Annotated in this window: 23 protein-coding genes; 15 read left to right on the top strand and 8 right to left on the bottom strand. The window is 73.4% G+C overall.

Annotated elements, in window-relative coordinates:
* The first annotated feature begins 81 nt into the window (after window positions 1-81).
* Complete coding sequence (locus LH044_RS16790) at window positions 82-864, top strand: DNA polymerase beta superfamily protein (RefSeq protein WP_227756740.1); 783 nt, start codon at window positions 82-84, stop codon at window positions 862-864.
* Window positions 865-907: 43 nt separating this feature from the next.
* Here LH044_RS16790 and LH044_RS16785 read toward each other — a convergent pair whose 3' ends face one another.
* Entirely contained in the window at window positions 908-2,548 is a 1,641-nt protein-coding gene (locus LH044_RS16785) for an MFS transporter (protein ID WP_227756739.1), read from the bottom strand.
* 47 nt (window positions 2,549-2,595) lie between these two features.
* Complete coding sequence (locus tag LH044_RS16780) at window positions 2,596-3,435, bottom strand: hypothetical protein (protein WP_227756738.1); 840 nt, start codon at window positions 3,433-3,435, stop codon at window positions 2,596-2,598.
* 192 nt (window positions 3,436-3,627) lie between these two features.
* Here LH044_RS16780 and LH044_RS16775 point away from each other — a divergent pair, with 192 nt between their 5' ends.
* Entirely contained in the window at window positions 3,628-4,572 is a 945-nt protein-coding gene (locus LH044_RS16775) for a DUF8129 domain-containing protein (protein ID WP_227756737.1), read from the top strand.
* A gap of 80 nt (window positions 4,573-4,652) precedes the next feature.
* Here the strand turns inward: LH044_RS16775 and LH044_RS16770 are convergent, their stop codons facing one another.
* Both LH044_RS16770 and LH044_RS16765 read right to left on the bottom strand, forming a co-directional pair.
* Window positions 4,653-7,079: a LuxR C-terminal-related transcriptional regulator gene (locus LH044_RS16770; protein ID WP_227756736.1), complete on the bottom strand. Its 2,427-nt coding sequence runs from the start codon at window positions 7,077-7,079 to the stop codon at window positions 4,653-4,655.
* 101 nt (window positions 7,080-7,180) lie between these two features.
* Window positions 7,181-7,654: a PaaI family thioesterase gene (locus LH044_RS16765; RefSeq protein WP_227756735.1), complete on the bottom strand. Its 474-nt coding sequence runs from the start codon at window positions 7,652-7,654 to the stop codon at window positions 7,181-7,183.
* 56 nt (window positions 7,655-7,710) lie between these two features.
* Here LH044_RS16765 and LH044_RS16760 point away from each other — a divergent pair, with 56 nt between their 5' ends.
* Window positions 7,711-8,460 carry an alpha/beta fold hydrolase gene (locus LH044_RS16760; RefSeq protein ID WP_227756734.1) on the top strand — a complete coding sequence of 250 codons (750 nt, stop codon included), beginning with the start codon at window positions 7,711-7,713 and terminating at the stop codon, window positions 8,458-8,460.
* A 29-nt stretch (window positions 8,461-8,489) separates the two neighbouring features.
* Here LH044_RS16760 and LH044_RS16755 read toward each other — a convergent pair whose 3' ends face one another.
* From LH044_RS16755 to LH044_RS16745, 3 genes are all read right to left on the bottom strand, one after another.
* Window positions 8,490-9,278, bottom strand: a complete 789-nt coding sequence (locus LH044_RS16755) for an MBL fold metallo-hydrolase (protein WP_227756733.1) — start codon at window positions 9,276-9,278, stop codon at window positions 8,490-8,492.
* Between the two features lie 108 nt (window positions 9,279-9,386).
* On the bottom strand, window positions 9,387-11,969 hold the full coding sequence (locus LH044_RS16750) for an ATP-binding protein (protein ID WP_227756732.1): 2,583 nt from the start codon (window positions 11,967-11,969) through the stop codon (window positions 9,387-9,389).
* A gap of 68 nt (window positions 11,970-12,037) precedes the next feature.
* On the bottom strand, window positions 12,038-13,021 hold the full coding sequence (locus LH044_RS16745; protein ID WP_227756731.1) for a hypothetical protein: 984 nt from the start codon (window positions 13,019-13,021) through the stop codon (window positions 12,038-12,040).
* A 536-nt stretch (window positions 13,022-13,557) separates the two neighbouring features.
* Here LH044_RS16745 and LH044_RS16740 point away from each other — a divergent pair.
* The 6 genes from LH044_RS16740 to LH044_RS16715 all read left to right on the top strand — a co-directional run bounded on the left by LH044_RS16740 (window position 13,558) and on the right by LH044_RS16715 (window position 19,775).
* Entirely contained in the window at window positions 13,558-14,547 is a 990-nt protein-coding gene (locus LH044_RS16740) for a Zn-ribbon domain-containing OB-fold protein (protein ID WP_227756730.1), read from the top strand.
* A 1-nt stretch (window position 14,548) separates the two neighbouring features.
* Entirely contained in the window at window positions 14,549-15,586 is a 1,038-nt protein-coding gene (locus LH044_RS16735) for a thiolase family protein (protein ID WP_227756729.1), read from the top strand.
* Between the two features lie 11 nt (window positions 15,587-15,597).
* Window positions 15,598-16,743: a thiolase family protein gene (locus LH044_RS16730; protein WP_255626058.1), complete on the top strand. Its 1,146-nt coding sequence runs from the start codon at window positions 15,598-15,600 to the stop codon at window positions 16,741-16,743.
* Between the two features lie 363 nt (window positions 16,744-17,106).
* Complete coding sequence (locus LH044_RS16725) at window positions 17,107-18,144, top strand: putative zinc-binding metallopeptidase (protein ID WP_227756727.1); 1,038 nt, start codon at window positions 17,107-17,109, stop codon at window positions 18,142-18,144.
* A gap of 126 nt (window positions 18,145-18,270) precedes the next feature.
* Window positions 18,271-18,471 carry a cold-shock protein gene (locus LH044_RS16720; protein ID WP_227756726.1) on the top strand — a complete coding sequence of 67 codons (201 nt, stop codon included), beginning with the start codon at window positions 18,271-18,273 and terminating at the stop codon, window positions 18,469-18,471.
* Between the two features lie 203 nt (window positions 18,472-18,674).
* Window positions 18,675-19,775 carry an acyl-CoA desaturase gene (locus LH044_RS16715; RefSeq protein WP_227756725.1) on the top strand — a complete coding sequence of 367 codons (1,101 nt, stop codon included), beginning with the start codon at window positions 18,675-18,677 and terminating at the stop codon, window positions 19,773-19,775.
* Here the strand turns inward: LH044_RS16715 and LH044_RS16710 are convergent.
* Window positions 19,668-21,059, bottom strand: a complete 1,392-nt coding sequence (locus LH044_RS16710) for an NADH-ubiquinone oxidoreductase-F iron-sulfur binding region domain-containing protein (protein WP_227756724.1) — start codon at window positions 21,057-21,059, stop codon at window positions 19,668-19,670. The two genes, LH044_RS16715 and LH044_RS16710, sit on opposite strands and share 108 nt — an antisense overlap.
* 361 nt (window positions 21,060-21,420) lie before the next feature.
* Here LH044_RS16710 and LH044_RS16705 point away from each other — a divergent pair, with 361 nt between their 5' ends.
* The 6 genes from LH044_RS16705 (at window position 21,421) to LH044_RS16680 (ending at window position 26,089) form a co-directional block, all read left to right on the top strand.
* Entirely contained in the window at window positions 21,421-22,338 is a 918-nt protein-coding gene (locus tag LH044_RS16705) for a sigma-70 family RNA polymerase sigma factor (protein ID WP_227756723.1), read from the top strand.
* Between the two features lie 17 nt (window positions 22,339-22,355).
* Window positions 22,356-23,369: an SDR family NAD(P)-dependent oxidoreductase gene (locus tag LH044_RS16700; protein ID WP_227756722.1), complete on the top strand. Its 1,014-nt coding sequence runs from the start codon at window positions 22,356-22,358 to the stop codon at window positions 23,367-23,369.
* An 82-nt stretch (window positions 23,370-23,451) separates the two neighbouring features.
* The gene (locus tag LH044_RS16695; protein WP_227756721.1) at window positions 23,452-24,156 is read left to right on the top strand and encodes an ANTAR domain-containing protein; all 705 of its coding nucleotides are present in this window, start codon (window positions 23,452-23,454) and stop codon (window positions 24,154-24,156) included.
* The gene (locus LH044_RS16690) at window positions 24,149-24,943 is read left to right on the top strand and encodes a GAF and ANTAR domain-containing protein (protein ID WP_227756720.1); all 795 of its coding nucleotides are present in this window, start codon (window positions 24,149-24,151) and stop codon (window positions 24,941-24,943) included. The genes LH044_RS16695 and LH044_RS16690 overlap by 8 nt, the downstream gene beginning before the upstream one ends.
* A gap of 119 nt (window positions 24,944-25,062) precedes the next feature.
* Window positions 25,063-25,236 (top strand): hypothetical protein, encoded by a 174-nt coding sequence (locus LH044_RS16685; RefSeq protein WP_227756719.1) that lies wholly within the window; start codon window positions 25,063-25,065, stop codon window positions 25,234-25,236.
* Between the two features lie 187 nt (window positions 25,237-25,423).
* A complete protein-coding gene (locus LH044_RS16680) occupies window positions 25,424-26,089 on the top strand; it encodes a TetR/AcrR family transcriptional regulator (protein WP_227756718.1) in 666 nt (221 codons plus the stop codon).
* Window positions 26,090-26,118 lie beyond the last annotated feature (29 nt).

Below are 26,118 nucleotides of genomic sequence, written 5' to 3'. Positions count from 1 at the left end.
TCGGCCGCCAACTCCCGGTGGGGACCGTGCGCAGACCTCCTACCGTGGGACCTCCGTGCCGCCCACGTCGAGAGGACGCCCATGGGACCGCTGCCGCTCCCCGAGCTCCCGCCCACCACGATCCTCCTCGTCGAGGTCGGCTCCACCGCGCACGGCACCGGCATCCCCGGCGGCGAGGACTACGACCAGCTCGGCGTCGTCGTCGAACCGCCGCAGCTCGTCCTCGGGCTCGACCCCGACGGCTTCCGCACCGTGATGCAGCGGACGCAACCGGAAGGTGCGCGTTCGGGCCCGGGAGACGTCGACCGCACGCTCTACTCGCTCCGCCGGTTCCTCCGCCTCGCGGCGAGCGGCAACCCGTCGATCCTCATGGCGCTGTGGGCCCCGATCGACATGGCGACCGACGAGGGCCGGGCGCTCCAGTCTCTCGGCGCGGCGTTCGTGGGACGCCACGTCATCCCCCGCTACCGCGGCTACATGCAGTCCCAGGCCGAGAAGCTCCTCGGCCTCCGAGGCGGCGGGCACGGCAAGCGGGGTGGCGGTCGGCGGGAGGAGCTCATCGAGGCGCACGGCTACGACACCAAGTACGCGATGCACTGCGCACGCCTCGGCTACCAGGGCATCGAGCTCGTGACGACCGGCGGCCTGCGCCTGCCGGTCCAGGGCGAGCCCGCCGACTGGCTCCGCGCCGTCCGTCGGGGCGACGTCCCGTTCGAGGAGTGGTGGCAGCGGGTCCTCGAGCTCGACCGGCAGCTCGAGGACCTCGAGTCCGACGTCCGCTACCGGGCGGGACCGGACCGCGAGCGCATCGACCGGTGGTCCATCGAGGTCCACCGAGCGATCTGGGAGCAGCTGCCGTCCTGACCGCGCCGTGCGCCTGTGCCGAGCGGCCACCCGGCGCCGGGGATCAGGCGGGGGCGTCGACCGGCGGGGTCGACGCCTCCTCCTCGGCGACCATCGCGTCGGCTCGGGCCGTCGCCGACGGCCGCAGCAGCCAGCCGACCAGGAACGAGGCGACCACCACCACGACCGCGGCGACCCAGAGCGTCGAGGTGAACGCGTCGACGAACGCGGTCCGGGCGACAAGGGCGAGGTGCTGGCCCTGCTCGCCGCCGGCGGCGGCTGCCGCTTGCAGCGCGTCCGCGAGCGAGCTCGAGGCGCGGGCCGGGAGGTCGCCGACCATCCCGTCCATCGAGGAGCGGAACTGCGACGCCACCAGGCTGCCGAGCACCGCGACGCCGAGCGCCCCGCCCAGCTCCCGGGTGGTGTCGTTGACCGCGGAGCCGACGCCTGCCTTGTGGAGGGGCAGCGACCGCATGATCGCCCCGGTCGACGGGGCGGTCGTGATGCCCATGCCCAGCGCCTGCACGACGACCGCGATCGCGAACCACCAGTAGCTCGCGGTGACGCTGCTCGTGATGGCCAGCAGCGCGATCCCCAACCCGGCGATCGTCAGGCCCGACGCGACGACCCACCGCTGGCCGAACCGCTCGACGAGCTTCGCCGACTGGGTGGCGGACAGGAGGTAGGCGAGCGCCCAGGGGAGGATCCGGACGCCGGCGGACAGGGCGTCGTAGCCGTGCACGAGCTGCAGGTACTGCGTGAAGAGGAAGTACGAGCCGAACATCGCGAAGAACACCAGGGAGATCGCCGTCGTCGCCGCAGTGAAGCGCGGGTTCCGGAAGTACCCGAGGTCCAGCATGGGCTCGGAGGCCCGCAGCTCCCACCACACGAAGGCGAGCAGCACCACTGCGGCGATCGCGAAGGTCACGAGGGTCTCGGTCGAGGTCCAGCCGTTCTCCGGTCCCTCGATGATCCCGTAGACCAGCGAGGCCAGGCCCGCGATCGACAGCACGGCGCCGAGCGGGTCGAGCGGCGCGTGGATCTTCTCCCGCGAGCGGGGGATCAGGAAGAAGCCGGCGACCAGTGCGACGACGACCACGACCACGTTGATGAGGAAGATGGAGCCCCACCAGAACGCCTCGAGCAGGGCGCCGCTCACGACGCCGCCCATGGCCACGCCCACGCCGGCGAAGCCGGCCCAGATCGCGATCGCCCGGGGCCGCTCGGCAGGCGGGAAGACGTGGGCGAGGATCGACAGCGTCGCGGGCATGACGAACGCAGCCCCGGCGCCCATGACCGCCCTCGACGCGACCACCGCACCGGCGGAGCTCGAGAGCGCGGCCACGAGCGACGCTGCGCCGAAGACGACCAGGCCGCCGTTCAGCGCGAGCCGTCGCCCGTACCGGTCGCCCAGAGATCCCGCCGTGAGCAGCAGGCCCGCGAACACGAGGGAGTACGCGTCGACGATCCACTGGAGGCCGCTCGACCCGGTGCGGAGGTCCTCGGCGAGGGTGGGCAACGCGACGTTCAGGCTGGCGTTGGCCATCACGATCATCACGAGGCTGATGCACAGCACCCCGAGCGTCCACCACCGGCGCTCGTAGTCCTTGGCGGTCGGACCCTGCTGGAGGTCGGCGTCCCGTTCGAGCTGCGTCTCGGTGGGGAGACCGCTCCGGAGCCGGCCCGAAACCTGTTCGGCGCTCATCGAGGGTTGAGAACGCCCTCAGGGGCCGGGGCATTCCGGCGCGCCGGTCAGCGCTGCGTCGTCACCTGCGGAGGGGGTGGCGGCTGGGCCGCGCCGGGCGGCGGCGGCGCCGGCGGAAATGCCGGCGGGCCGGGCTGTGCTGCCGGCGCTTCGGGCTGCGCCGCCGACGGGCTGGGCTGTGCCGCGGGCGGACCGTCCCCGGTCCACGCCGGCGGATCGGTCGAGGGGGCCACCGGTGCGGGGCGGGCGACCGCGGGGTCCTGGCCGAGGCGCTCGTCGCGGTGCTCGTCCAGCTCCTCGGCCCGCCGACGGTGCTCCGCCGCGGGCCCGATCGCCGGGTCGGCCGCCCGACGGGCGAGCTTCGTGTGCCACCGCTCGCCCAGCGTCGCCCCGAGGACCGAGCCGACCAGCATCGCCGCCACCGAGACGGCGAGCGCGGCGATCGCCACGCCCGTGATCTGGTCGGTCGTCGTCGGGATGCCGATGCTGCGCAGGTTGGACCGGAGCTCCTCGTCGTCGGCGAGCAGGGCGACGAGGCCGCTGACGACCGCGGCGAGCACGAGGCTGAGGACGAAGACGCAGACACCGTGGAGGACGGCGACGCGGCGGGCCATGCGGCCGGCGACGTAGCCGCCGAAGAGGTAGGCGACGAACAACGTGACGGCGGTGGCCAGCGCCGCCACCGCGCCGCTGCCGGTCCAGTCGTTGCTGCGGAACTCGGTGTCGACGTCGACCGCCGACAGGACGGCTCCGACGATCGAGGCGACGATGGCGAAGGTGCCGTACGCGGTGACCACCCCGGCGAGCACGCTCACGACCGACAGGCGGCCGAGGCCGGCCTCCTGAGCGATCTCGCGGTGCTGCAGCCCGGCCCGTGGTCGATCCATGCGCTCCCGCTACCCGGATCGGGACGATCCAGTCGAGCCGCTCCGGCCCTGACCTCGTCGCCGATCCTGGCCCTCGCTGATCGAAGGTGACACCTGTCGCCGCGCCGGGAGAGATGGGGTCGGCGGATCCGGGTAGTCAGCGCGAACCGCCGGCGAGAGACGCCGGCACCCCGACCTCCGATGGAGACCGACATGCCATCCACCGCCGACCTGCTCATCGAGCTCAACGGCCTGCTGCGACTCACCGCCATCGAGGCGGACATCGCCCGCAGCCGCTCCACCCAGGCTCGCGACGACGAGGTCCGCCAGGAACTGCTGCAGAACGCCCGGAACGCCGACGTGCGCCGGGTCGGCCTGCAGCAGGCGATCACCGAGCTCGGCGGCGTCCCCGACCTGCTCGGCGTCGCCCTCGACCGCGTGCTCACCGCGGCGCGCACGCAGGTCCTCGACCAGGCCATGCCGATCACCCAGGCGCTCATGGCCGACCTCGCCCTGGAGCACCAGCTCCGCGACCGCGCCGCCTTCGCCCGCGTCCTCGCAGACGCCCAGGACGAGCGCGCCGTCGTCCGGACGCTCGAGCACGTCGAAGCTGCCCACGTCGCCACCGTCGAGTGGATCGAGACCCGCCTCGGCGAGGTGGCGATGGGCGGTCCGTCCGCGCTCCAGCCGACCCCGCTGCAGGCGACCGCCGCCGTCGGGCAGCGCGTGGCCACGTTGCCGTCGCGTGCGGTGGTGGCCGGCATCAACCGCAGCATCGCGGTCGCCGACCGCATCACCGATCGGGTGGGTGAGCGCCTCGGCCGCACCCGGGACGTCGCGCAGCAGAGCATCGTCGCCGGACGGGACACCCTCCTGCGCAGCGCCGAGGAGCAGGCCGCCGAGCTCGACGACGACGGCGCGGTGACCGCGCTGCACCGCACTCGTGCCGACCTCGGTGTCCTCTCGGCCAAGGAGCTGCCGATCGCACGGTACGAGAACCTGACCGCCTCGAAGATCATCGCGGCGATCGCACGACTGGACGACGCGGAGGACGTGCGGGCGATCCGCAGCTTCGAGGCCGGTCACAAGGACCGCTCGAGCGTCATCCGTGCCGCGGACCAGCGGATCAGCGACCTCGCGCACGAGGCGATGTCATAGGCGGCTCGGCACGGGTCCCAGGGACCCGTGCGTCCGCTCTCGCCGGTGGCCGTCCCCGCGGGCCGGGCCGCCCGGCCGGCTCACGGGGACGGTCGCAGCAGGCCCAGGCGACGGGCCTCGGCCACCGCCTCGGTCCGGTTGCGCACGCCCAGGCGCCGGTAGATCTCCGACGTGTGGTGCATCACCGTCTTGGGGCGCAGGCCCAGCTCGGCCGCGATCTCCTTGTTGGTGCGGCCTGTCGCCATCAGCTCCGTGACCGAGACCTGTCGGGCCGTGAGCGGCGCGTCGGCCGGCGCGACGACCTCGGGACCGACCCGGACCTCGTCGCACAGCGCAGCGGCGAGCGAGGTGGCCTCCTCCCAGTCGAGCAGGCGGCCACGGGCGACGGCGGCGTCGAACGCCGCGTCGCCGACCACGGCTCGGGCCCGGTCGAGCGCGAACCCGTAGAGCTGCATCGTCTCGGGCGGGATGCCCCGCTCGAGGCCCGGCAGCACGTCGTGCAGGCCGCCGTGGAGCCGGGCCGCATCGTCGGCGCGGCCGGCCAGGGTCGCGACGAGCACCGTGGCCACGAGGGCCAGTTCCTCGATGTACCAGAGCCCGTGCCGCCGTCCGACGTCGAGCGCGAGGTGGAGGTGCTCCGCGGCGATCGAGAGCTCCCCTGCGAACGCGCCGCGGACGGCGGCTCCGACCTGCAGCATCCCCTCGGCGTGCGGGTCGCCCACCCGTCGGGCCAGCACCACCAGCTCCTCCTCGGTCATCGGGGCGGGGACCGCCGACGCCTCGACCCCACCGGTCCCCAGGAGGATGTGGGAGAGGCGCAGCAACTGCGCGGTGTCACCTTCGAGGAGGGCGAGGTCGCGGCCCTCCACGGCCAGCTCGCGGGCCCGCCGCGTGTCGCCCGCCATCACCGTCGCCGCCGCGGCCAGGCCGAGGAACTGGCACTCCCACCACGGGTCCTTGGCCCCTCGCGCCAGCGCGAGCCCCTCCTCTGCCGAGACCGCCGCGACCTCCGGCCGGCCGACGAGGAGGTCCCACGGCACGCGTGATCGCAGGGTCACCAGCAGCGTCGACGGCGTCCGTTCGGCGCGGGCGAGCTCGACCGCCCTGTCCAGCCCCTCGTCGATGTCGGCACGCCGCTCGACGGGTCGCTGGCCCCACACCGCGACGTTGCTCGTCAGCGCCCACGCCTCGGCCAGCACGCGCTCGTCGACGCCGGCGTCCTCGGTCGGCCCGGGCAGCAGCTCACCGAGCAGCCGGGCCGCGAGGGCGGCGGCGCTCGACTCCTCCCACAGGAGCGCGACGTCGACCACCATCCGCAGGGCGTCCTCCCGACGGCCCGCCCGTCCGAGGTGGAGCGCGGCGGCGGCGATGTCGTCCAGATCGCCGAGGAGGCGACGCCGCACCTCGGGCGTCCTCGCCGAGCGGAGCTCCGGCGCGGCGGCGGCAGCGGTGGCCAGGAGGTGCGCGGCGTGCCGTTCCTCGGTGGCGGCGAGATCGCCCTCGGCGGCGAGCAGCTCGCGCGCCACCAGGCTGACCGACGGCACCAGCTCGAAGCGCTCCACGTCGGAGCGGGGCGCGCTGGCTCGTGCGAGCCCGGTCGTGACCAGCACGTCCAGGCACTCGGCCGGGTGCCTCGTCACCGCGGCGACGCCCCGGCGATCGAACGACCCGGCGAAGACCCCCAGGCGGCGGAGCGCCTCCCGGTGCTCGTCGTCGAGCAGCTCGTAGGTCCAGAGGATCGTCGAGCGGAGGTCACGGTGGTGGGCGACCGCCGGGTCGGCCCCGCCCAGCAGGGCGCCGACGGGGGTGAGCATCTCCACCTGTCGACGCACCTCCCCGACCGTGAGATCCGCGCAGCGCGCCGCCGCCAGCTCGAGGGCCAGGGGCAGGCCGTCGAGCAGCCGTGCCAGTGCGACCACGTCGTCCAGCGGGTGGTCGCCGCGGCCCGTCGCCTCGGCGATCCGCGTGAGGAGCAACAGGACCGCGGGCGCGTCCCTCTGCGCGTCGACGGTGTCGTCGTCGGGCCCCGGGACCCGGAGCATCGGCAGGACGACCTCGTGCTCGTCGGGCAGCGAGAGCGGCACGATGCTCGTGGCCAGGACCGTGAGGCCCTCGTCGTCGGCCAGCGCACCCGCCACCAGTCGCGCCGCCTCGGCCACCGCCTCGACCCCGTCGAGCAGCACGACGCGCCGACGGCCCGTCGGGACCGGGCCGGCCGGCCCGTCGGTCGCCAGGGAGAGGGCCGCCCGCAGCTCCTCGGCGCCGGACGTCGGCGTGTGCCGGTCGACCTGGGCCCGGACGATGCCCAGGCCGTCCTCGGCGGTGATCACCCGCGCTACCGCCGAGGCCAGCGCCGACTTCCCCACCCCGCTCCGACCGGTCACCGTGACGAGCCGCACGTCGGGCCGCCGGACGAGTCGACCGACGTGCTCGACCGCCTCGTCGCGCCCGATGAGCGCCGGCCACGCCGGGACGTGCGCGTCGCGATGTGACCCCGGCTCGTGCACCGCGACCTCCCCTCCGGCACGTGCGCTGGGCCACGACGGTACCGCGGCCCGGAGGCGCCGAACGGCGCTCGGCGACGCCCGGTCGGGACCCGCCCGCGGCCCTAGAGGTCGACGTCGCCGGGTCGTCCCACCACCGCGTCGGACAGCGGCTCGCGCAGCGCCACCCGCATCATCGAGAAGTCCGCGCTGGCGACCACGTGGCCGCCCTCGTCGACGACCTTGCACTCGACCACGATGATCGTGCTCCCGAGCTTCACGATCTCGGCGCGGGCGACCACGGCATCGGTGCGCGGCCGGCCGAGGTAGCGGACGTGCATGTCGACGGTGACCAGCGACTCCGCCGTCGGGTCGAACGCCACCGCCCGGGCCACGGCCAGCGCGCAGGCGCAGTCGACCACGGTGGCGACCGCGCCGCCGTGGAGGTTGGCGGTGAACCCGAAGGCGTTCGGCTGGACCGGCATCCGCACCTCTGCGAAGGGCGATCCCTCCACCGCGTCGAGGAACTCGAGGTCGAGCAGGTCGTGCAGCGGGATGGGGTCGCCGGGGCGGCGGGTCGTGGTGGTGTTCTCGGCCATCGCAGCAGTCTCGTCGACGCGCCCACCGGCGCGGCGTGGGCCTATCGTCGTCCGACATGCCCTACGAGGACATCGACGGCCAGCCCGTGTGGTACGAGGAGCACGGCGATCCCGGGGACGTGCCGCTCGTGGCCCTCCACGGCGGCATCCTCACCTTCCGCGCCAGCTTCGACGACGTGCTCCCGTGGCTCGGCGACGGCCGCAGGGTGATCGGCATCGAGCTCCAGGGCCACGGCCACACGCCCGACACCGGCCGCGCCATGTCGATCGACCGATTCGCCGACGACGTCGCCGCGGTCATCGACCGCGTGGCCGGCGGCGGGCCCGTCGACGTCTGGGGCTTCAGCCTGGGCGCGCTCACGGCCACGAGCCTGGCCGTCCGCCACCCCGCCTCGGTCCGCAGGCTGGTCCTCGCCGCGTCGAACATCCGGCCCGACGGCTACCACCCCGAGATCACCGCACCCGAGCAGGACGACCCGCGGTTGCCGACGGAGCAGGAGTTCGCGGCGTGGCAGGCCGCGTACGAGGCCGTGGCGCCGGTGCCGGCCGACTTCTTCCCGTTCCTCGAGCGCATGCAGCCCGTGGTCCACGACTTCGCCGGGTGGAGCGCGGATGAGATCCGGTCGGTCGCCGCACCGACCTTCCTCGTGATCGGCGACCAGGACTTCGTCCGCCTCGACCACGCCGCGGAGATGCTGGAGCTCTTCCCCGACTGCCGGCTCGCCGTGCTCCCCGACACCCGCCACACGGAGGTCATGCAGCGGACCGACGCGCTGCGCGCGCTCGTCGGTCCGTTCCTCGCCTGACCGACGCCGGTTCGGGCGGGCCCCTCCGGTCAGGGCGCGGCGACGGGCGGGGCGGTCATGGCCGCGACCACCTCGGCGAAGTCGTCGGCGCTCGGCGGCACGAACGGCTCGGCGTCGGGGATCGTCGCCAGCACGTCGAGGAGTCGATCCGCCCCGTCGAGGACCGGGGGGAGGTGCGACGGCACGATCCGCTCGGCCCCGATCGCGCGGAGCTCGCCGAGCACCCCGTCGAGGCGAGCACGGTCGGTCAGGTGCAGCCACGGCGAATCGAAGGTGGCCCACGCCGTCATGCCGGCGAGCAGCTCGTCGTCGGCGATCTCGTCGAACGCCTGGTGGGGGCCCCCGAGGATGGCGCCGAACGAGTCGACCGGGAAGAGCGTGCCGGTCGACTCGTCGAGGAACCCGGTCGACATCGGGTTGTCGTAGGTCGGCGGCCGCAGCGCGACGAGCTGCCGGTCACCGACGTCGAGCCGATCGCCCGGGGCCAGGGCGTGGACCCGCTCCAGGGGGACGGGCCACGACGAGTTCATCCGGAGCGCGCCGAGGCCGTGGGTCGCCAGACGCGCCGACGGGGCGAGCTCGAGGAGCGTGCGGAGGTTCCCGGTGTGGTCGAGGTCGTCGTGGGACAGCCAGATCCACGCCAGCTCCGCAGGATCGATCACCGTCGACAGGGCGCGGACGAACTCGTCCCCGTCGACCCCGAGCCCGGTGTCGACCAGCACCGGCTGGTCGGACAGGAGCACGAACGAGTTGATGGGGATGGAGCCGACGCCCGGCACCACGAGCTGCGACGGGAGCACGTGCACGTCGTCCCCCACGCGAAAGGGCTGGTCCACTGTCCACCTCCCGGGGCCGTTCGACGACGGCTCCCTCCCGTCCCACGAGCATGGGCGATCGGCACCCGGCCCGACAAGGGCGAGGGCGGATCAGTCGCCGAGATCGGTCTCGGCGAGCGCGTCGTCGTACGACAGGCGGGACCCCTCCCCCAGCGCCGCGTCGAACCCGTCGGCCCCGAGCGCGGCACGGACGTCGGCGCGGAACCGCTCGAGGCGTTCGGCCTGGCTGCCCCACACCGACACCCCCGCCTCGGACCGCCGAGCGGCCGCCGCGCCCAGGAGGCGAGCCGCACGCGGCAGGTCGTCCCGGGCCACGGCCACGCGGCTCGTCGCCTCCAGCAGGTAGGCCACCGAGTACGGCAGCCGCAGCGCTCGATGGCGTCGCGTCGACGACGCCAGCAGTTCCACCGCGCCGTCGACGTCGCCGCAGTGCAGCCGGTACTCCGCGAGGTTGACCTCGGCCAGCGCGCAGAACTGCTCGTCCCTCGCCGCGACCGACGCATCGAGCGTCCGGGCCAGCAGGTCGCCGCTGCCGTCGAAGCGTTCCTGGGCGACGCGGACCCATCCGAGCACGTTGAGCGCCGCGGCCTCGCCCCACGCGTCGCCGAGCCGCCGGAACGTCGTCACGGCCTCGTCGGCGAGCTCCTCGGCCCGGTCCTCGCCCTCGAGCGGGCCGGCGATCATGCTGCGCGCCAGGACCGAGGCGACCTGGACCTCCTCGTCGCCCAGGTCACGGGCGATGCGCGACCCCTCGTCGAGCACGGACGCGGCCGCTTCGTGATCGCCCGCCCACATCTGGAACAGGCCGAGCACGACCAGCAGCCGGGCGCGGGACCGGTCCGACACGTCGCTCCCGGCGTCGAGCGCGGCACCGGCGATCCGCCGGCCCTCGTCGATCCGCCCGTTGATCCACGCCGGGACCCACAGCGACCAGGCCATGTCGGCGAGGTCGTCGATGTCCTCGAGGCGACCGTGGCTGAGGTACCAGGTCAGCGCGGCCCGGATGTTGCCGGCCTCGCCGTCGTGGTCGTCGCCGAGGACGCCCAGCCAGCGCTGCTGGTCGCCTGCGACGACGCCGCGACCGATCTCGTGGCTGAGGTCCCGGTAGTAGGCGGCGTGGCGCTCCCCCACCGCCTCCGCGTCGGCGCCCGCCGCCAGCCGACCCCGGGCGAACTCGGCGATCATCCCGAGCATCCGGAACCGCGGTTCGCCCGCGGTCGGCTCGACGCGCAGCAGGCTCTTGTCGACCAGCGACGCGAGCAGGTCGAGCGCGTCGCGGGGGTCGGCGTCCAGGGCCGGGGCGACGGCCTCGACCGCTGCGAGGGGGAAGCTCCCGACGAACACGCCCAGCGCGTCGAGCAGGCGGCGCTCCCCCTCGTCGAGGAGGTCGTAGCTCCACTCGATCGTTGAGCGCAGCGCCTGCTGGCGCTCCGGCAGGTCGCGCGGGCCGCCGACGAGGAAGTCCAGGCGGTCGTCGAGCCGTTCGAGCAGGGCCTCCGGCGCGAGCAGCCGCGTGCGCGCCGCGGCCAGCTCGATGGCGAGGGGCACGCCCTCGAGGCGCTCGCCGAGCCGGGCCACGACCTCGGGATCGGCGTCGTCGAGCGAGAAGTCGGGGCGCACGGCCGTCGCCCGCTCCACGAACATCGCGATCGCGTCGGTCGGGGTCAGCGGCGGCACCGGGTACTCGTGCTCCGCGTGCAGGCGGAGCGCCTCCCGGCTCGTGGCCAGGACCTTCACCCGGGGCGACCCGCTGAGGATCCGCGGCAACACGTCCGCCGCCCCCATCACGTGCTCGAAGTTGTCGACGACGAGCAGGAGCGAGCGATCCGCGAGGTCGGCGAGGAGGCTCTCGGCGGTTGCGCCGCTGCTGTCGCGCAGCCCGATCGCGGACGCGATCGAACCGATCACCAGCCGGTCGTCCGCGAGGGACGCGAGCGACACGAAGGCAGCGCCCTCGTCGAACCCGTCGGCCGCCCTCGACGCGGCGCGCAGCGCGAGCCTCGTCTTGCCGATCCCGCCCGGGCCGGTGAGCGTGACGAGCCGGACGTCGTCGGTCCGGAGCAGCGCCTCGACGTCGTCGAGCTCGGACGACCGACCGATGAACGTGGTGGCGTCGTTCGGCAACGTGAAGCGCGGCCGGCGCGGGCGGTCCTCGGCGGTCTCGACGAGGAACGCCTCGCTCAGCAGCAGCGAGAGGTCGTCGGTGACGAGCGCCTCGAGCTCCTCGGCGTCGGAGAAGGCCTTGTAGGCGACCGCCTCGTCGTCGCGGATCCGGTCCAGCAGCTCGTCCAGCCGCTCGTCCCGTCCGGGGGCGGGGCGCTTGACGTACATCAGCTTCGGCTTGGCGCCGGCGAGGAGGTACTCGTCCTCGAGGCCGGACACGTCCATGGTCGGCGCCACCCAGCCGTAGCGCTCCCAGTAGATCCCGACGAACACGTGGCTCTGCTCGAGGTACGAGCGGTAGAGGGTCCGAGGCGGGTGGGCACGGGCACCGAGCTCGAAGAGGACGGGTGCCAGGTGCATGCGCTCCACCGCGTCGCGGACCGCGACCCGCTCGCTCGCCAGCTCCTCCATCGTGGACGACACGAACACCCGGACCCGCTGGTCGGGCGTGAGGATGGCCGCCACCACCCGTCCGTCGGCCGTCGACCGCTCCTCGTCTCCCTCCGTCATCCCCGACATCATGGTCCGTGCCGGGGGCCGCGGGCGGCGCTGCTCCGGGGACGCCGGGACGCCCGGACCTACGGGGTCGGCGTCGACGTCGGCGCGGTACGTCGGACCGGCTCGCTCCCGGCACGCGCGACCGCCCCGTCGATCAGGCTCCTGGCGTCGGACGCCCGCCACAGCACCAGGTACGCGGTGAGGAGGTGGAGCTGGGTGCGGGGCAGCTCGTGGTCCGCGATCCGCGGGTCGAGCCGACCGGTGACGGTCGCGAGGTCGGGGACGTGGCGCTCGATCAGAGGCACCGTGCCCAGCGGCCAGCGGAGGCCGCCGGCGACCACGTGGAGCCGGAACTGGCGCCGGAGCACGGCCGGGTCGAGACGTCCGCCGCCGCTCTCCTCGAACACGCGGGCGAACCGCTCGAGGAGGTGGTCGAGGTGGTCGACCAGGAAGTCGGGTTCGGTGAAGCAGAGGCAGCTCGCCAGCGCGCTCACCACGTCCACCCGGCCGACGTTGCCCCAGTCCATGAGCCCGCACGCGAGGGCGCCGTCCCGGTCGCGCCAGAACCAGGCGTTGTCGATGTTGGCGTTCCAGTGGCAGAAGGCGGTCAGCGCCGCCGGCCGGTCCTCCATCGCCGAGCGGATCGCCTCGGCGTGCTCGATGGAGCGCGGCGCGACCTCGTGCAGCTCCGCGACGAACTCGTCGGAGCGGATCGACGGGGGCAGCAGCTGCGGGAACCGGGACGCGAAGTCGGCGTAGCGCTCGACGCCGTGACGGACCTGGTCGGCGGTGTACCGCGCCGCGCCCGCCGCCGTCCTCGGCCGTGGTTCGAAGTGGGCCATCACGTCGTCGGGGAACCGTCCGGCCCGGTCCGACCCCGCCAGGCGGGCCAGTGCCGACACCAGCGCCTCGTAGTGGCCGAGGAGGTCGTCGATCTCGTGGTCCCGGGCCTTGGGGTGGTGGGGCTCGATGCCGTCCGCACCGAACCCGATCCGCTCGGTGATGAGGACGCCGGAGCCCGACCCGTCGTGGTACTCGCCGAAGAGGCACCGGGGCACGGCCACCGGGAAGTCGGGGATCTGCGAGCAGCCCGAAGCGGACCTCCGACCGCATCTGGCGCCTCCCCCGGTCGCGGACCTCGTCGTCGAGGTCGCGGGAGAACTTCACGAAGAGGTCCTCCGGGAGGTCGGCCGCCGGCCGCTCGTAGGCGACCGAGAGGAGCGCCTTGCGGCCGGTGCTGCCACCTCGGAACGGTTCGAGCCGCGTGATCGCGGCGACGCGGTCGTCCGGGCCGATCGCGCCCGTCGAGCGGAACGCGCGCGTGAGGAAGTCCGCCCCCGCGCCCCGCAGCGCCTCGAGGTGCACGGGGAACTCCTGGCAGAGGAGGTCCCCCTGCTCCCAACCCGGATCGACCACCTGCGCTTCCTAGCACCGCACCGGTCGGTCGCCTCGGCCTCGCGGCGGCACCGGACCGGTGCCGTTCCCGGGTCGGGGGATCCGCGCAGAACGAGTTGACGAGCCCGCCACATCGGGGTCACATGACCGGCACCAACAGATGCCGCCGTTCCGGGCCGTTCCGGACGGGCCGACCGGAGGCGCCATGACCCGCTTCGTCGAGAGCACGATCACGTTCCCGTACCAGCGCTCTCTGGGGCCGGTCGTGGGGACCTTCATGTCGGCGCTGACCGAGCGGCGCATCCTCGGAATCCGCAACGGCGAGGACGTCCTGGTGCCGCCCATGGAGTGGGACCCGGCGACGGGAGCCGAGTTGGCGCACGACTTCGTCGAGGTCGGACCGGCCGGGACCGTGGACTCGTGGACGTGGGTGCCCGTCCCGTCGGAGCAGCACCCGCTCGACCGACCGTTCGCCTTCGCGTTCGTCCGCCTCGACGGGGCCACGACGCCGCTCCTGCACGCGGTCGACGCCGGCTCGATCGACGCGATGGCGGACGGGATGCGCGTGGCGCCGCGATGGCGGGGCGCTCGAGCCGGTCGGCTCGACGACATCGTGTGCTTCGTCCCCGGTGAGGACGCGGAGGTCGACGGCGAGGACGAGGGACCGGCCGAGGAGCCGGTCACGATGATGGACTACGTCGCGTCGATCACGTACCGGAACCCCATCCCCGAGTCGACCGACCGCTCCCTGGAGGCGTCCAGATCGCAACGGCTGCTCGGCGCCCGATGTCCGGTCTGCGGGCGTGTGTACGCCGGCGGCAAGGGCTACTGCCCGATCGACGCGGTCGAGATCGGGCCCGAGGGCGACGTCGACCTCCCGCACGTGGGCACCATCACCAACTTCGCGATCGTGACGCCCGTGCCGTACCCGGGCCAGACCGAGACGGAGCCGTTCGTGCGGGCGTTCGTGCTGCTCGATGACACCGACGTCGTCCTCTCGTACCAGCCCGTGGTCGAGCTCCCCGCCGACGAGGTCCACGTCGGCCAGCGCGTCAGCGCCGTGTGGGCCTCCCCGGCCGAGCGGTCCGACGACGACGCCGGCGCCATGGGAGGGGCCTACGGCGACCTCCTCGGCTGGATGCCCAACGGCGAGCCCAGCATCGACGACCCCGACCTGCTGAACAGGATCTTCTGAGATGGCCGCACCGACCCCGACCTTCGACGACATCGCCGTGGTGGGCTGGGCCCACACCCCGTTCGTCCGCCGCACGGACCGGTCCGAGACGCAGCTGCTCATGGAGGTCATCACCGACGCGCTGGCGCCGCTCGGGCTGACCCGGGCCGACGTCGACTTCACCTGCCTCGGCAGCTGCGACTACATCACCGGCCAGGCCTTCTCGTTCGTGTCCAACCTCGACGCGATCGGGGCGTGGCCACCCAAGCGGGACTCGCACGTCGAGATGGACGGGGCGTGGGCACTCTACGAGGCGTGGCTCCGCCTGATGGAGGGCGACATCGACATCGCCGTCGTGACGGGCTCCGGCCGGTCGTCGACGGCGGACCCCGCGCTGATCTACCCGATGGAGATGGACCCCTACTTCCTCGCGCCGATCGGGGCGGACCCGCTGACGTTCGCGGCGCTCCAGGCCCGGGCCGTCATCGGCGCCGGGCTCGCCGACGAGCGCGCCATGGCCGAGGTGGCGGTGCGATCGAGGGGCGACGGCGACGTCGACGCCCTCCTCACCGAGGACTACCTCCGGGCCCCGCTCCGGCGCCACGACGTGCCGCCCATCACCGACGGGGCGGCGGCGATGGTGCTGGCCCGCGGTGATCGGGCCCGCGAGCTGGTCCCGCGTCCGGCGTGGATCGCCGGGCTCGACCACCGCACCGAGTGCCACAACCCGTCCTTCCGGGCCCTCGACGACTCCCCGTCGACCCGCATCGCGGCGGAGGCGGCGGGGCTCGCCGACGGCCCGGTCGAGATCGCAGAGCTGCAGGCGGCGTTCACGCACGAGGAGCTCCTGCTCCGCCACGTGCTCGGGCTCGACGACGGCGTCGCGGTCAACCCGTCCGGCGGTGCACTGGCCGCCAACCCGGTGATGGCCACCGGGCTCTGCCGCATCGGCCACGCGGCCGACCACGTGTTCGACGGCGGCACCCGGGCCTTGGCGCACGCCACGTCGGGCCCGTGCCTGCAACAGAACCTGATCTGCATCCTGGAGGGCCGCTCGTGATCCCCGCTGCCGTGATCGGCGTCGGACAGACGCACCACCGCACCCGCCGCCGGGACGTGTCGTTCGGCGGCCTCGTGCGAGAGGCCGTGTTCCGGGCGCTCGACGACGCCCAGCTGACGATGGCCGACGTCGACGCCGTCGTGCTCGGCAAGGCGCCCGACCTCTTCGAGGGGGTCATGAAGCCGGAGCTCTACCTGTCCGACGCGCTGGGCGCCGTCGGCAAGCCGATGTTCCGCGTCCACACCGCGGGCTCGGTCGGCGGGACGACCGCGATCGTCGCCGCGTCGCACGTCCAGACCGGCAGGCACCGGACCGTCCTCGCCGTCGCGTTCGAGAAGCAGTCCGAGGGCAACGCCCAGTTCGCGCTCGGCAGCGGCAAGGGCGCGTCGCTCGGCGCCGGCGGCGCCTTCGCCCCGTTCATCCGCGCCTACATCCAGCGCAGCGGCGCCCCCGAGCACATCGGGTGGAAGGTCGCGGTCAAGGATCGGCTCAACGCGCTGAAGAACCCGTACGCCCACCTGCGGATCGAGGACATCTCCATCGAGAAGGTGAAGGAGTCCCCGATGTTGTGGGACCCGATCCGGTTCCTCGAGTCCTGTCCGTCGTCGGACGGCGCGTGCGCGGTCGTGATCACCGACGAGGCGGGCGGCGAGGCCGCTGCGGCGGACGGCCGTCCGCCGGCCTGGATCCTCGGCACGTCGTCCCGCTCGGAGCCGCCCGCCTTCCCCGGGCGTGACCCCGTGCGGCCGCAGGCCTGCCTCCAGTGCGTCGACGACGTCTACCGGATGGCCGGGATCACCGACCCGCGCCGGCAGCTCGACATGGCCGAGCTGTACGTGCCGTTCTCGTGGCACGAACCCATCTGGCTCGAGGCCCACGGCATCGCCGAGCCCGGCGAGGGCTGGAAGATGGTCGACGACGGCACGACCGAGCTCGACGGCGACTTCCCCATCAACTGCTCCGGTGGCGTGCTGTCGAGCAACCCGATCGGCGCATCGGGACTGCTCCGGTTCGCCGAGGCGGCGAACCAGGTGCGGGGTGCGGCCGGCGAGCACCAGGTCGACGGCGCCCGCACCGCGCTGGCCATGGCCTACGGGGCCAACAGCCAGTACTTCAGCATGTGGGTGGTGGGGTCCTCGCTGCAGCCGTTCGGCTGACGCGCGGCTCACGCGCACCGGGGCCGCGAGGGCTCGACTTGCTCACGGCTCCCCCGAGGGGGAGGCTGCGGTCGGTGCCGCCGCACGAGGCGGGACGAACGTGGCCGGTCGTCGACTGGATCGGCCTCTCGGTGTGCAGCGCCCCGCCGGTCGGTGGAGACGGGGGCGACCGTGTTGCTGTCGGCGAGGTCCACGCGTCATCTCGGAGTCGTGTCGCCCGCCCACCGGGCAGACGGAGAAGAGCGGCCATGACCACCTCCGCCGACCTCGGCACCCCGTCCGCGGCGACCGGCAGCGGACGGCGCCGGTCCCACGGACGTCGAGCTCGTGTGGTCCCGGACCGGCACGCCGCGGGCTGAAACCGTGCGCCGCTTCTTCTGCGAACGATGCGACGAACGGATCGCGTTCGACGCGTTCGCCTGCGACTCGTGCGACGCCGAGCTCGGCTACGTGCCCGAGCTCGGCGACGTGCAGGTGATCACGGCCGGACCCCCGAGCGTCTACACCATCGCCGGACCCGGTTCGAAGAGGAGCCGGTGCCTCAACGCGGCGTGGGGCTGCAACTGGACCCTGCCCATCGACGACGTCGGCGACTGGTGCCGGTCGTGCCGTCTCACCCGCGGCCGCCCGGATGAGTCCGACGCCGACGCCGTCGACGCGTGGGTCGCCGCAGAGGCGGCGAAGCGCCGGCTCGTCCACCAGCTCGACGAGCTCGGCCTGCCCACCGACACGAGCGCCGCGCCGGGGCTGCCGGCGCTGGCGTTCGACCTCGTGTACCTCCCCGGCGCTCCGGAGGTCACGGGGTACCTGGACGGCGTGGTCACGCTCGACCTGACCGAGACCGACGACGCCCACAGCGACGAGCTGCGACGAGCGTTCGCCGAGCCGCTGCGCAGCACGCTCGGGCACCTCCGGCACGAGGTGGGCCACCACTACTGGCACCTGCTCGTCGCCGATCGACCCGGCGCGCTCGCCACCTTCCGGGCGCTCTTCGGCGACGAGCGCACCGACTACGGGGCGGCGATCGAGTCGCACCACGCACACATCGGGACCGTCGAGCACGGGGCGGACCACGTCACCTCGTACGCATCCGCCCACCCCTTGGAGGACTGGGCCGAGACCTTCGCGCACTACCTCCACGTCCACGACGCCCTCGGCTCGGCCGACGCCGCGGGGCTCCGGGTCGACGTCGCCGACATCTTCCGACCCCGCCAGGAACCGGGCTTCCGCTCCGACTTCGCACGGTGGCGGCGCATGGCGTCCGCCATCAACGAGGTCACGGAATCACTCGGCTCCCGGCCTGCCTACCCGTTCGACCCGGGCCCGGGGACCGTCGACAAGCTGGCGCTCGTCGACGGTCTCATCGGCCGGTTCGGCGGCCACGATCGCGACGGCGGCTGAGCCCTCTTCGACGGCCCGCGGCGGTGGATGGAGGGCCTCGACCGGCCTCGAGGCCCCGATCCGGATACCTTGATGGGGCGGACCGGCCAAGAGGGTCGAGTCCGAGACCAAACGAATTGAGACACAGTGACGACAGGAACCGTGAAGTTCTTCAACGCAGAGAAGGGCTTCGGCTTCATCTCTCGGGAGGGTGCCGACGACGTCTTCGTGCACTTCTCCGCCATCCAGGGTGACGGGTACAAGTCCCTCGAAGAGGGCCAGAAGGTCGAGTTCGAGATCGGACCCGGTCGGAAGGGCGACGAAGCTCAGAACGTCCGGCCCATCTGACCCGGACCATCTTCGACGAGAGCCGCCGGTCCCTCGGGCCGGCGGCTCTCGCCGTTCACGGGAGGGGTCCCGCCGGTCTCAGGAGGCGACCGGATCCGACGTACTACGGCCGCCGCTGACGGGTAGCGGTCACGCAGACCAGCTTTCCCGAAGCGTTGCTCCAGACCTTGGTGGCGCACGAGATCGTGCCACCAGGAGACCCGTTGACCGCTTCGACCGCCACCGCTCCCGACCTCGCCCCGACCGCCTCCCGACCCGATGCCCCGGCCCGGCGCTCCGGGTCCCGCGGCGTCGACGTGTCGGTCACCGGGCTCACCGTCATCGGCCCGTTCATCGCGCTCGCGATCGCCATCCCGCTGCTGTGGGGGCGCCTCGTCAGCGTGCGGGACCTCGCCATCGCCGCAGCGCTGTACGCGGTGTCCGGGCTCGGCATCGCCGTCGGCTACCACCGGCTCTTCACCCATCGGGCGTTCACGGCCAACCGACCGCTCAAGATCGCGCTGGCCGCAGCGGGCTCCATGGCCGTCGAGGGCTCGGTGATCGGTTGGGCGGCGAACCACCGGCGTCACCACCGGTTCAGCGACCGTCCGGGCGACCCGCACTCACCGAACCTCTCGGGCACCGGGCCGGCCCGGCGCTTCCGCGGGATGGTCCACGCCCATGTGGGTTGGCTCTTCCGGGAGGACGGCACCGACCCCGAGCGCTACGTCGCCGATCTCATGGCCGATCGCGACCTCGTGCTGATGGGACGTCTGTGGGGCGTGTTCGCCGTCGGTTCCCTGGTGGTCCCGTTCGGCCTGGGCTGGGTGCTCTCCGGCACCCTGACCGGCGCCGTCGTCACGTTCCTGTGGGCGGGGGTCGTCCGCATGGCGCTGCTCCACCACGTGACGTGGAGCATCAACTCCGTGTGCCACACCTTCGGCCGACGACCGTTCCGCACCCGGGACGGCAGCAGGAACGTCGCTGCCCTGTCGGTGCTCTCGTTCGGCGAGTCGTTCCACAACCTCCACCACGCCTACCCGGTGTCAGCCCGTCACGGCGTCCTGCCGCACCAGGTGGACCTGGCCGCCGCCACGATCAAGTGGTTCGAGCGAGCAGGGTGGGCGACCGACGTGCACTGGCCCGAGGCCACGCGCCTGGTCGCGCTCCGGACCGGCGGCTCCGCACCGGCCGGCCCGCCGTCGGCCCGCCGACCGTCAGCCGTTGCCGAGCCGTCCGGCGGCCCGACCGGGCGGGGCCTCGTCATGACCGGCGTACGTCGCTCGTCCGTCGACGAGCTCGACGAGCTTGGGGAGCGGGAGTGACCGCTGCCGCGGGCAGCGATGCCGCTCGAGGTGCTCGGCGAACTCCTCGGGGAAGGCGCGGAGGATGCTGCTGATCACCGTCTGCTCCTCGGTCGCGAGGTAGCAGCGACTGGCGTCGGTCACCCTGCGCAACCACGCGCTCACCACCTCGAGGTCGCGATCGCTCCCCAGGCCCGCCTCGATCCGGTCGAGGTGCGCGGTGATCTCCGTCGAGCCCAGCTTGCAGGGCGAGCACTGCCCGCAGGACTCCTGCGCGAGGAAGTCGGAGAAGCGACAGGCCACCTCGACCATGCAGGCCGTGTCGTCGTAGACGATCAGGCCGGCCGACCCCAGGCCGCTGCCGATCCCCTCCATCGCCTCGTAGCTCAACGGCGTGTCGAGCTGGTGGGCCCCGATGACGGCGTTCGACACCCCGGAGAACACCGCCTTCACGGATCGGCCGGGGTGCACGCCGCTGCCGATCGCGTCGATCGCCGCGCCGAGCGGGGTCCCGAGCTCGATCTCGCCGACATCCGGCGCGACGACGTCGCCGACCACGGTGCACACGATGGTCCCCGGCGACGACGGCGTCCCGTTCGATCGGAACCACGCCTCGCCGCGAGCGAGGATGTGCGGCACGTTGGCCAACGTCTCGACGTTGTTCACCAGGGTCGGGTGCGGATCGTCCCGGCGGGTGCCGATGGCGACCGGGGTCGACTCCCATCCCAGCTCCGGCGACCAGGCGAACAGCCCCTGCTCGTACGGCGGGAAGGCCCGCGGCAACGCCGCCTTCCCCTCGATGACCTCGAGCATGGCCTTCTCCTCGCCGAAGAGGTAGTCGTCGGGCCCGGCCACGAGGTTCACGGTGACGTCCGCCCCGAGACCGGATCGCTGGAGCTCCTCGACGGCGCGCGTCAGTCGCTCGAGCTCGCGCGAGTACGAGGCCTTCACGCACACGTAGACGTCGGAGGCGCCCACGGCGAAGGCGGCGATCAGGAGCCCCTCGACGACCTGGTACGGGTTCGAGCGGATCAGGGCGCGGTCCTTGAACGTGCCGGGCTCGCCCTCTGCGCCGTTGCACACCACGAAGCGGCGGGACGACTCCTGGCCGGCGATGCCGGCCCACTTCGCACCGGTGAGGAAGCCGCCCCCGCCACGGCCCCGGAGTCCGGACGCCCGCACGCGCTCGATCGTCGCCGACGGTCCGAGCTCGAGCGCGGTCGCGATGCCGAGACCGCCCACCTCGGAGGACAGGTAGTCCTCGACGGTCATCACCGGCTGCTCGTCCAACAGGAAGCCGGTCACGGCCGCGACCGTCCGTCGGAGGAGTGCATGGCCGACCCTACCGCCTGGGGACCGGGAGATCGCTGCGGCGCTCGCACGGCCGCTCGTCGGCAGGGCAGGGGACCCGATCGCGACCCGTTGTGCACCGGCCGCCGGGGGCGTAGGTTGCACTCAGTCCTGCACACCGAGTGCGGGACGTCATGGGACGCCCGCCGAGGTGTCGCCGTGATCCTCGGTTGGACCGCCCGGACCCTGCCTTCTCGCCGAGGGGCGCTACGCCCCACGCAGGAGGTACCCGATGCGCACGTCCGATCCCCGGAGCCCGCAACGCCGCCGATCACCCGGTCCGCGCTCGCCGGCCGCACGACCGCCCGAGGTCGCGGTGGACGCGCCCCGGCGCACCGATCGCACCGGCGGCCAGCCGCTGGACGCCGCTCGGGTCGACGACCTCCTCGCCGAGTACCGCCGGACCGGCGACCGACGGGCGCGCGACGCCGTGGTCGAGGGCCACATGGCGCTCGCCCGGTTCACCGTCCGACGCTTCGCCCGCAACAACGTCGGGCTGGAGGAGGACCTCCACCAGGTGGCGCTCATGGCCGTGGTGTTCGCCGCTGAGCGCTACCGACCGGGCAAGGGCGCCTCCTTCCCGACGTTCGCGCGACGGACGATCGACGGAGAGCTCAAGCGCTACCTCCGCGACAGGTCCTGGATCGTCCGCCCGCCCCGGACCCGACAGGAGCACTACCTGCGCCTGTGCCGAGCCCGCGAGGAGATGCCGCACCGGCTCGGGCGCAGCCCGACGATCAACGAGATCGCCGACGAGCTGGAGCTCTCGGTGGACCAGGTCGTCGAGGCCATGGAGACCCAGGGAGCCCGACGACCGACGTCGATGGAGCCGACCCGGGAGCCCGATGACACCGTGTCGGTGCGGCCCGAGCTCATGAGCTGGGACCGCGGCTACGGCGCCTTCGAGTCCCACGACGACCTCCTCCGGGCCATCGACTCGCTGGACCGGCGACAGCGCCAGGCACTGCACCTGCGCTTCATCGACGAGCTCTCCCAGCCGGAGATCGCCGAACGGCTCGGCGTCTCGCAGTCCTACGTCTCACGCATCATCAGAGGGGCGCTCGCCCAGCTGCGGGACACCATGGACGCCCAGTCCGTCCCGACCGATCGGCCCGCGGGCGCGGCGAGGACGCCGTCGCCGGTCGAACCGGCCGGCGCCCAGCGGGGCGAGCAGACCCTCCGGCCGACGGGGACGAGCGGACCGGACGTGTCCGATCGCCGGCGATCAGCGTGATCGGGAGGCGACGACGCGTGCCGCTCGCCGGCTCCGTGGTGGTGGTCACGGGCGCGTCGAGCGGGCTCGGACGGGCGACCGCGCTCGGTCTCGCCGACGAGGGCGCCGCACTGGTGCTGGTCGCTCGTGGTCGACCGGCGCTCGAGCACGTCGCGGCTCGCTGCCGGGAGCGCGGCGCGACGGCGGCCTCGATCGTCGTCGCCGACATCGCGGACAGCGCGGCGGTGGAGCGCGTCCGGCACCACGCCGTGGAGCAGCACGGGGAGATCGACGTGTGGGTCCAGGCCGCTGCCTCGGTCGTGGCGGGCCCACTCGGTCAGGAGAGCGCCGAGGAGCGCGATGCCATCGTGCGCACCGACGTGGCGGGCACGCTCCACTGCGCGGCCGTCGCCCTCCAGCAGTTCCGGGCGCAGCGACACGGCACGCTCGTGCTCGTGTCCTCGCTCCTGGGCATGGTCCCGAACCCCGTGGTCCCTGCCTACGTGATGGCGAAGTTCAGCGTCCGAGGGCTCGGCCTGAGCCTGCGACGAGCGGTCGCCGACGAACGCGACCTCCACGTGTGCGTCGTCCTGCCCGGCCCCATGGACACGCCCCTGTTCCAGCGGGCCGCCAACCACACAGGTTTCCGGCTGCGGGCCATCCCGCCCGCCGGGGCACCGGAGCGCACCGCGAGGACGATCCTGTCCTGCATCCGGCGCCCCCGCCGGCAGGCCACCTCGGGTGTCCTCGCCCACTGCGTGCTCGTCACCCATCGGATCAGCCCGCGGGCCACCGAGTGGGCGGTCGCCAGGTGGGCCGGCCGGCTGATCACGACACGGGAACGAGAGGAAGCCACCACGGGCACCCTGCTCCGCCCGTCGACGCTCGCCGGATCGGTGTCAGGAGGCTGGCGGCGCGGGGGCCTGCGCCGCCGGTGGGGCGACGCGCTGGGGGTCGGGCACGAGGGACGGGCGCGCCGGTCGCGCCCGGCGTCCGAGGTCCACACGATCGTCCTGCCGGTGGGGCGGGAACGGGCGGTGCGACAGCCGTGAGGGGGCGCAGCGGCGCGGCCGCGTCCAGGTGCGGGGCGTGCCCGCCGGCATCTCCGGTCGCCGTGTCTCGCGAGCCGCGCCCGTGACCGCGGAGTGGGTCAGGATCGCCAGCGCGTTCGCCGTCCACGCGGCGAACTCGGACGGCGCGCTGTGCGCGGTCTGTGCCGATCTCATCGAGGTGAGCGGGGCGGGGATCACGATCCTCGACGGCCTCGCCGCCGGCCCGGTGTGCTCCTCCGACGCCCGGATGCGCGTCCTGGAGGACCTCCAGTTCACGCTCGGAGAAGGACCGGCTCGCGATGCCCACGTCGGCGGCACCGCGGTGCGCGCCCCTCGGTTGGACGACGGGGCCGCCGAGCGGTGGCCGGTCTTCGTCCAGATGGCCGAGGAGCTCGGCGTCGCGGCCGTGTTCGCCTTCCCGCTGCACCTCGGGGCCGCTCGGGTCGGTGTGCTGAGCCTCTACCACCACGAGGACGGCTCGCTCACCGCCGCACAGGACGCCGACGTCGACGCGCTGGTCGAGGTGCTCACCGCGACGATCCTGGCGATGGTCCGCGGTGATTCGCTCGCTGCGGCGCTCGACGGCGCGGTCGGCGGTCGCTCCGAGATCCACCAGGCGACCGGGATGGTCGCCGCCCAGCTCGGCGTCGGTCCGGACGAGGCGATCGCCCGCATCCGCGCCCATGCGTACGCCACCGACGAGACAGTCGACGCCGTCGCGGCAATGATCGTCATGCGACACCTCCGGCTGTCCGACGACCAGGATCGAGGAGGTCCAGATGGGTGACACGACAGGCCCGGCGATGAGTCGCGAGGGCGCTGCGACACGGACGTTCGTGGAGCTGATCGACTCACTCGTCGAGGACTTCGACGTGATCGACACGCTGACCCTGCTCAGCGTCAGGGCCGTGCTCCTGCTCGACGCCCAGGCCGCCGGCGTGCTGCTGCTCGACGCGTCCGAACGTCTCCAGATCGTGGCGTCGTCCAACGACGACGCCGTGCTGCTCGAGCTGTTCCAGATCCAACAGGACGAAGGGCCCTGCCTCGAGTGCGTCGCGACCGGACGAGCGGTCATCGCCGACGACATGCGGCAGCTGTCGGACCGGTGGCCCCGCTTCGCCGCCGAGTCGGTCGCGCTCGGCTACCAGGCCGTCTGCGCGGTCCCGCTGCGACTGCGGTCCGACGTCCTCGGCTGCCTCAACCTCTTCATGACGGAGCCCGGGGGCCTGCGGCCCCCTGACCTCGCGCTCGCCCAGGGGCTCGGCGACGTCGCGACGATCGCCATGGTGCAGGACCGGGCGATGCGTGACGCCCTGGTCCGCCAGCGGCAGCTCCAGCACGCCCTCGACAGCCGTGTGGTGATCGAGCAGGCCAAGGGCATGCTGGCCGAGCAGGCCGACGTGGGAATGGCCACGGCCTTTGACCTGCTCCGGACCTACGCCCGCCGACGGAACCAGAAGCTGACGGATCTCGCCCGCGACGTCCTCGATCGCCGGGTCGCCCTCGCCGAGTTGACGGCTCATCTGGGTGCGACCCCGGATCCGACCCGGGGCGGCAGCCACCTCGACCGCTGACCACGACCGGCAGGAGGCCATCGCAGGCCGGACCGCCTGCGAGCTGTAGGCAGCGAACGCGGCCATGTCGCGAGCATCGCTGGGTAGTGTCGGGCCGAGGGAGAACGAGCGGAGCACCCGTGCACAGCAGGACATCAGGAACGGCCGAACGACGGTTGGCCGCCGTCGGCCCCATCGCCCTGGCCATCGCCGCCGCCGCCGGGGCCACACGCCTCCTCGCAGCGGCGGGCTCGGCCATGGCGGAGTCGATGGACGGGGTCTTCGACGACGACCTCGATCAGCAGGCGACCTGAGGCGCGCCACCGGCGGCCGGCCCGTCGGCTGGCGACCGGCCCTCCCCTCGGCCCCGCAGGCGGCCTACGAGAACCTGTTCCACAGGGGACGGACGGGCAGCCGTGCGTCGCCCACGAGAACGGGTTCTACACTGGTCCCCGATGCTCGGCAGCGCGGAGGCGACGGTGGACACCGACCGAACGCGCCATGGCTGACGCCGCGCCCGGTAGCGCACGGACCGGACCGGCGACCGACGCCGTGGAGCCGCCGTCCGACACCGTGACGGCCGTGGAGGCGCTGACGCCCGAGCAGGCGGAACGTCGCCGGCGCGTGATCGACGCGGCGTTCGAGCTCGGCGCGGAGGGCGGCTACGACGCGGTGCAGATGCGCGACGTCGCCATCACCGCGAACGTGGCGCTCGCCACCATCTACCGGAACTTCTCGTCCAAGGACCACCTGCTGGCGGCGGCCATGACGGAGTGGACGATGCGCCTCGGCACGCGCGTCGCGCAATCACCTCCCAGGGGCGACACGGCAGAGGAGCGGATGGTCGACGTCCTGCGTCGGGCGTGTCGTGCGATGGAGCGCCAGCCCAAGCTGAGCGCCGCGCTGGTCCGCTCGCTGTCCTCGGCGGACGCCGGCGTGCGCGACTCGGGCAGCGAGGTGCGCCGCTCGATCGCGTCGATGGGTGACCGGATTCTCGCCGACCTGGACCCGGCCGTGCGCGCCGACATCCTGGCCGTGCTGTCCCACGTCTGGTACTCGAGCCTCATGGCCTGGGCCAACGGCCGTTCGAGCTTCGACCGCGTCCACGCCGAGCTCGAACGGGCGTGCCGTGTCCTGATCCGTCCCTACGAGCGCCCGACCGCCTGATCGAGCGGTCCCGCCGCGCCGGCCCGGTC

The sequence above is a fragment of the Dermatobacter hominis genome (assembly GCF_020715685.1).
Taxonomy (GTDB): domain Bacteria; phylum Actinomycetota; class Acidimicrobiia; order Acidimicrobiales; family Microtrichaceae; genus Dermatobacter; species Dermatobacter hominis.
The sequence above is the reverse complement of the archived record's forward strand: the minus strand, read 5'-3'. Positions and strand labels throughout refer to the sequence as shown.

What these genes read in the sequence shown, in the direction of transcription:
- LH044_RS16790 (WP_227756740.1), top strand. Translation starts at nt 82, where the DNA reads ATGGGACCGCTGCCGCTCCCCGAGCTCCCGCCCACCACGATCCTCCTC.
- LH044_RS16785 (WP_227756739.1), bottom strand. Translation starts at nt 2,548, where the DNA reads ATGAGCGCCGAACAGGTTTCGGGCCGGCTCCGGAGCGGTCTCCCCACC.
- LH044_RS16780 (WP_227756738.1), bottom strand. Translation starts at nt 3,435, where the DNA reads ATGGATCGACCACGGGCCGGGCTGCAGCACCGCGAGATCGCTCAGGAG.
- LH044_RS16775 (WP_227756737.1), top strand. Translation starts at nt 3,628, where the DNA reads ATGCCATCCACCGCCGACCTGCTCATCGAGCTCAACGGCCTGCTGCGA.
- LH044_RS16765 (WP_227756735.1), bottom strand. Translation starts at nt 7,654, where the DNA reads ATGGCCGAGAACACCACCACGACCCGCCGCCCCGGCGACCCCATCCCG.
- LH044_RS16760 (WP_227756734.1), top strand. Translation starts at nt 7,711, where the DNA reads ATGCCCTACGAGGACATCGACGGCCAGCCCGTGTGGTACGAGGAGCAC.
- LH044_RS16750 (WP_227756732.1), bottom strand. Translation starts at nt 11,969, where the DNA reads ATGACGGAGGGAGACGAGGAGCGGTCGACGGCCGACGGACGGGTGGTG.
- LH044_RS16740 (WP_227756730.1), top strand. Translation starts at nt 13,558, where the DNA reads ATGACCCGCTTCGTCGAGAGCACGATCACGTTCCCGTACCAGCGCTCT.
- LH044_RS16735 (WP_227756729.1), top strand. Translation starts at nt 14,549, where the DNA reads ATGGCCGCACCGACCCCGACCTTCGACGACATCGCCGTGGTGGGCTGG.
- LH044_RS16690 (WP_227756720.1), top strand. Translation starts at nt 24,149, where the DNA reads ATGGGTGACACGACAGGCCCGGCGATGAGTCGCGAGGGCGCTGCGACA.
- LH044_RS16680 (WP_227756718.1), top strand. Translation starts at nt 25,424, where the DNA reads ATGGCTGACGCCGCGCCCGGTAGCGCACGGACCGGACCGGCGACCGAC.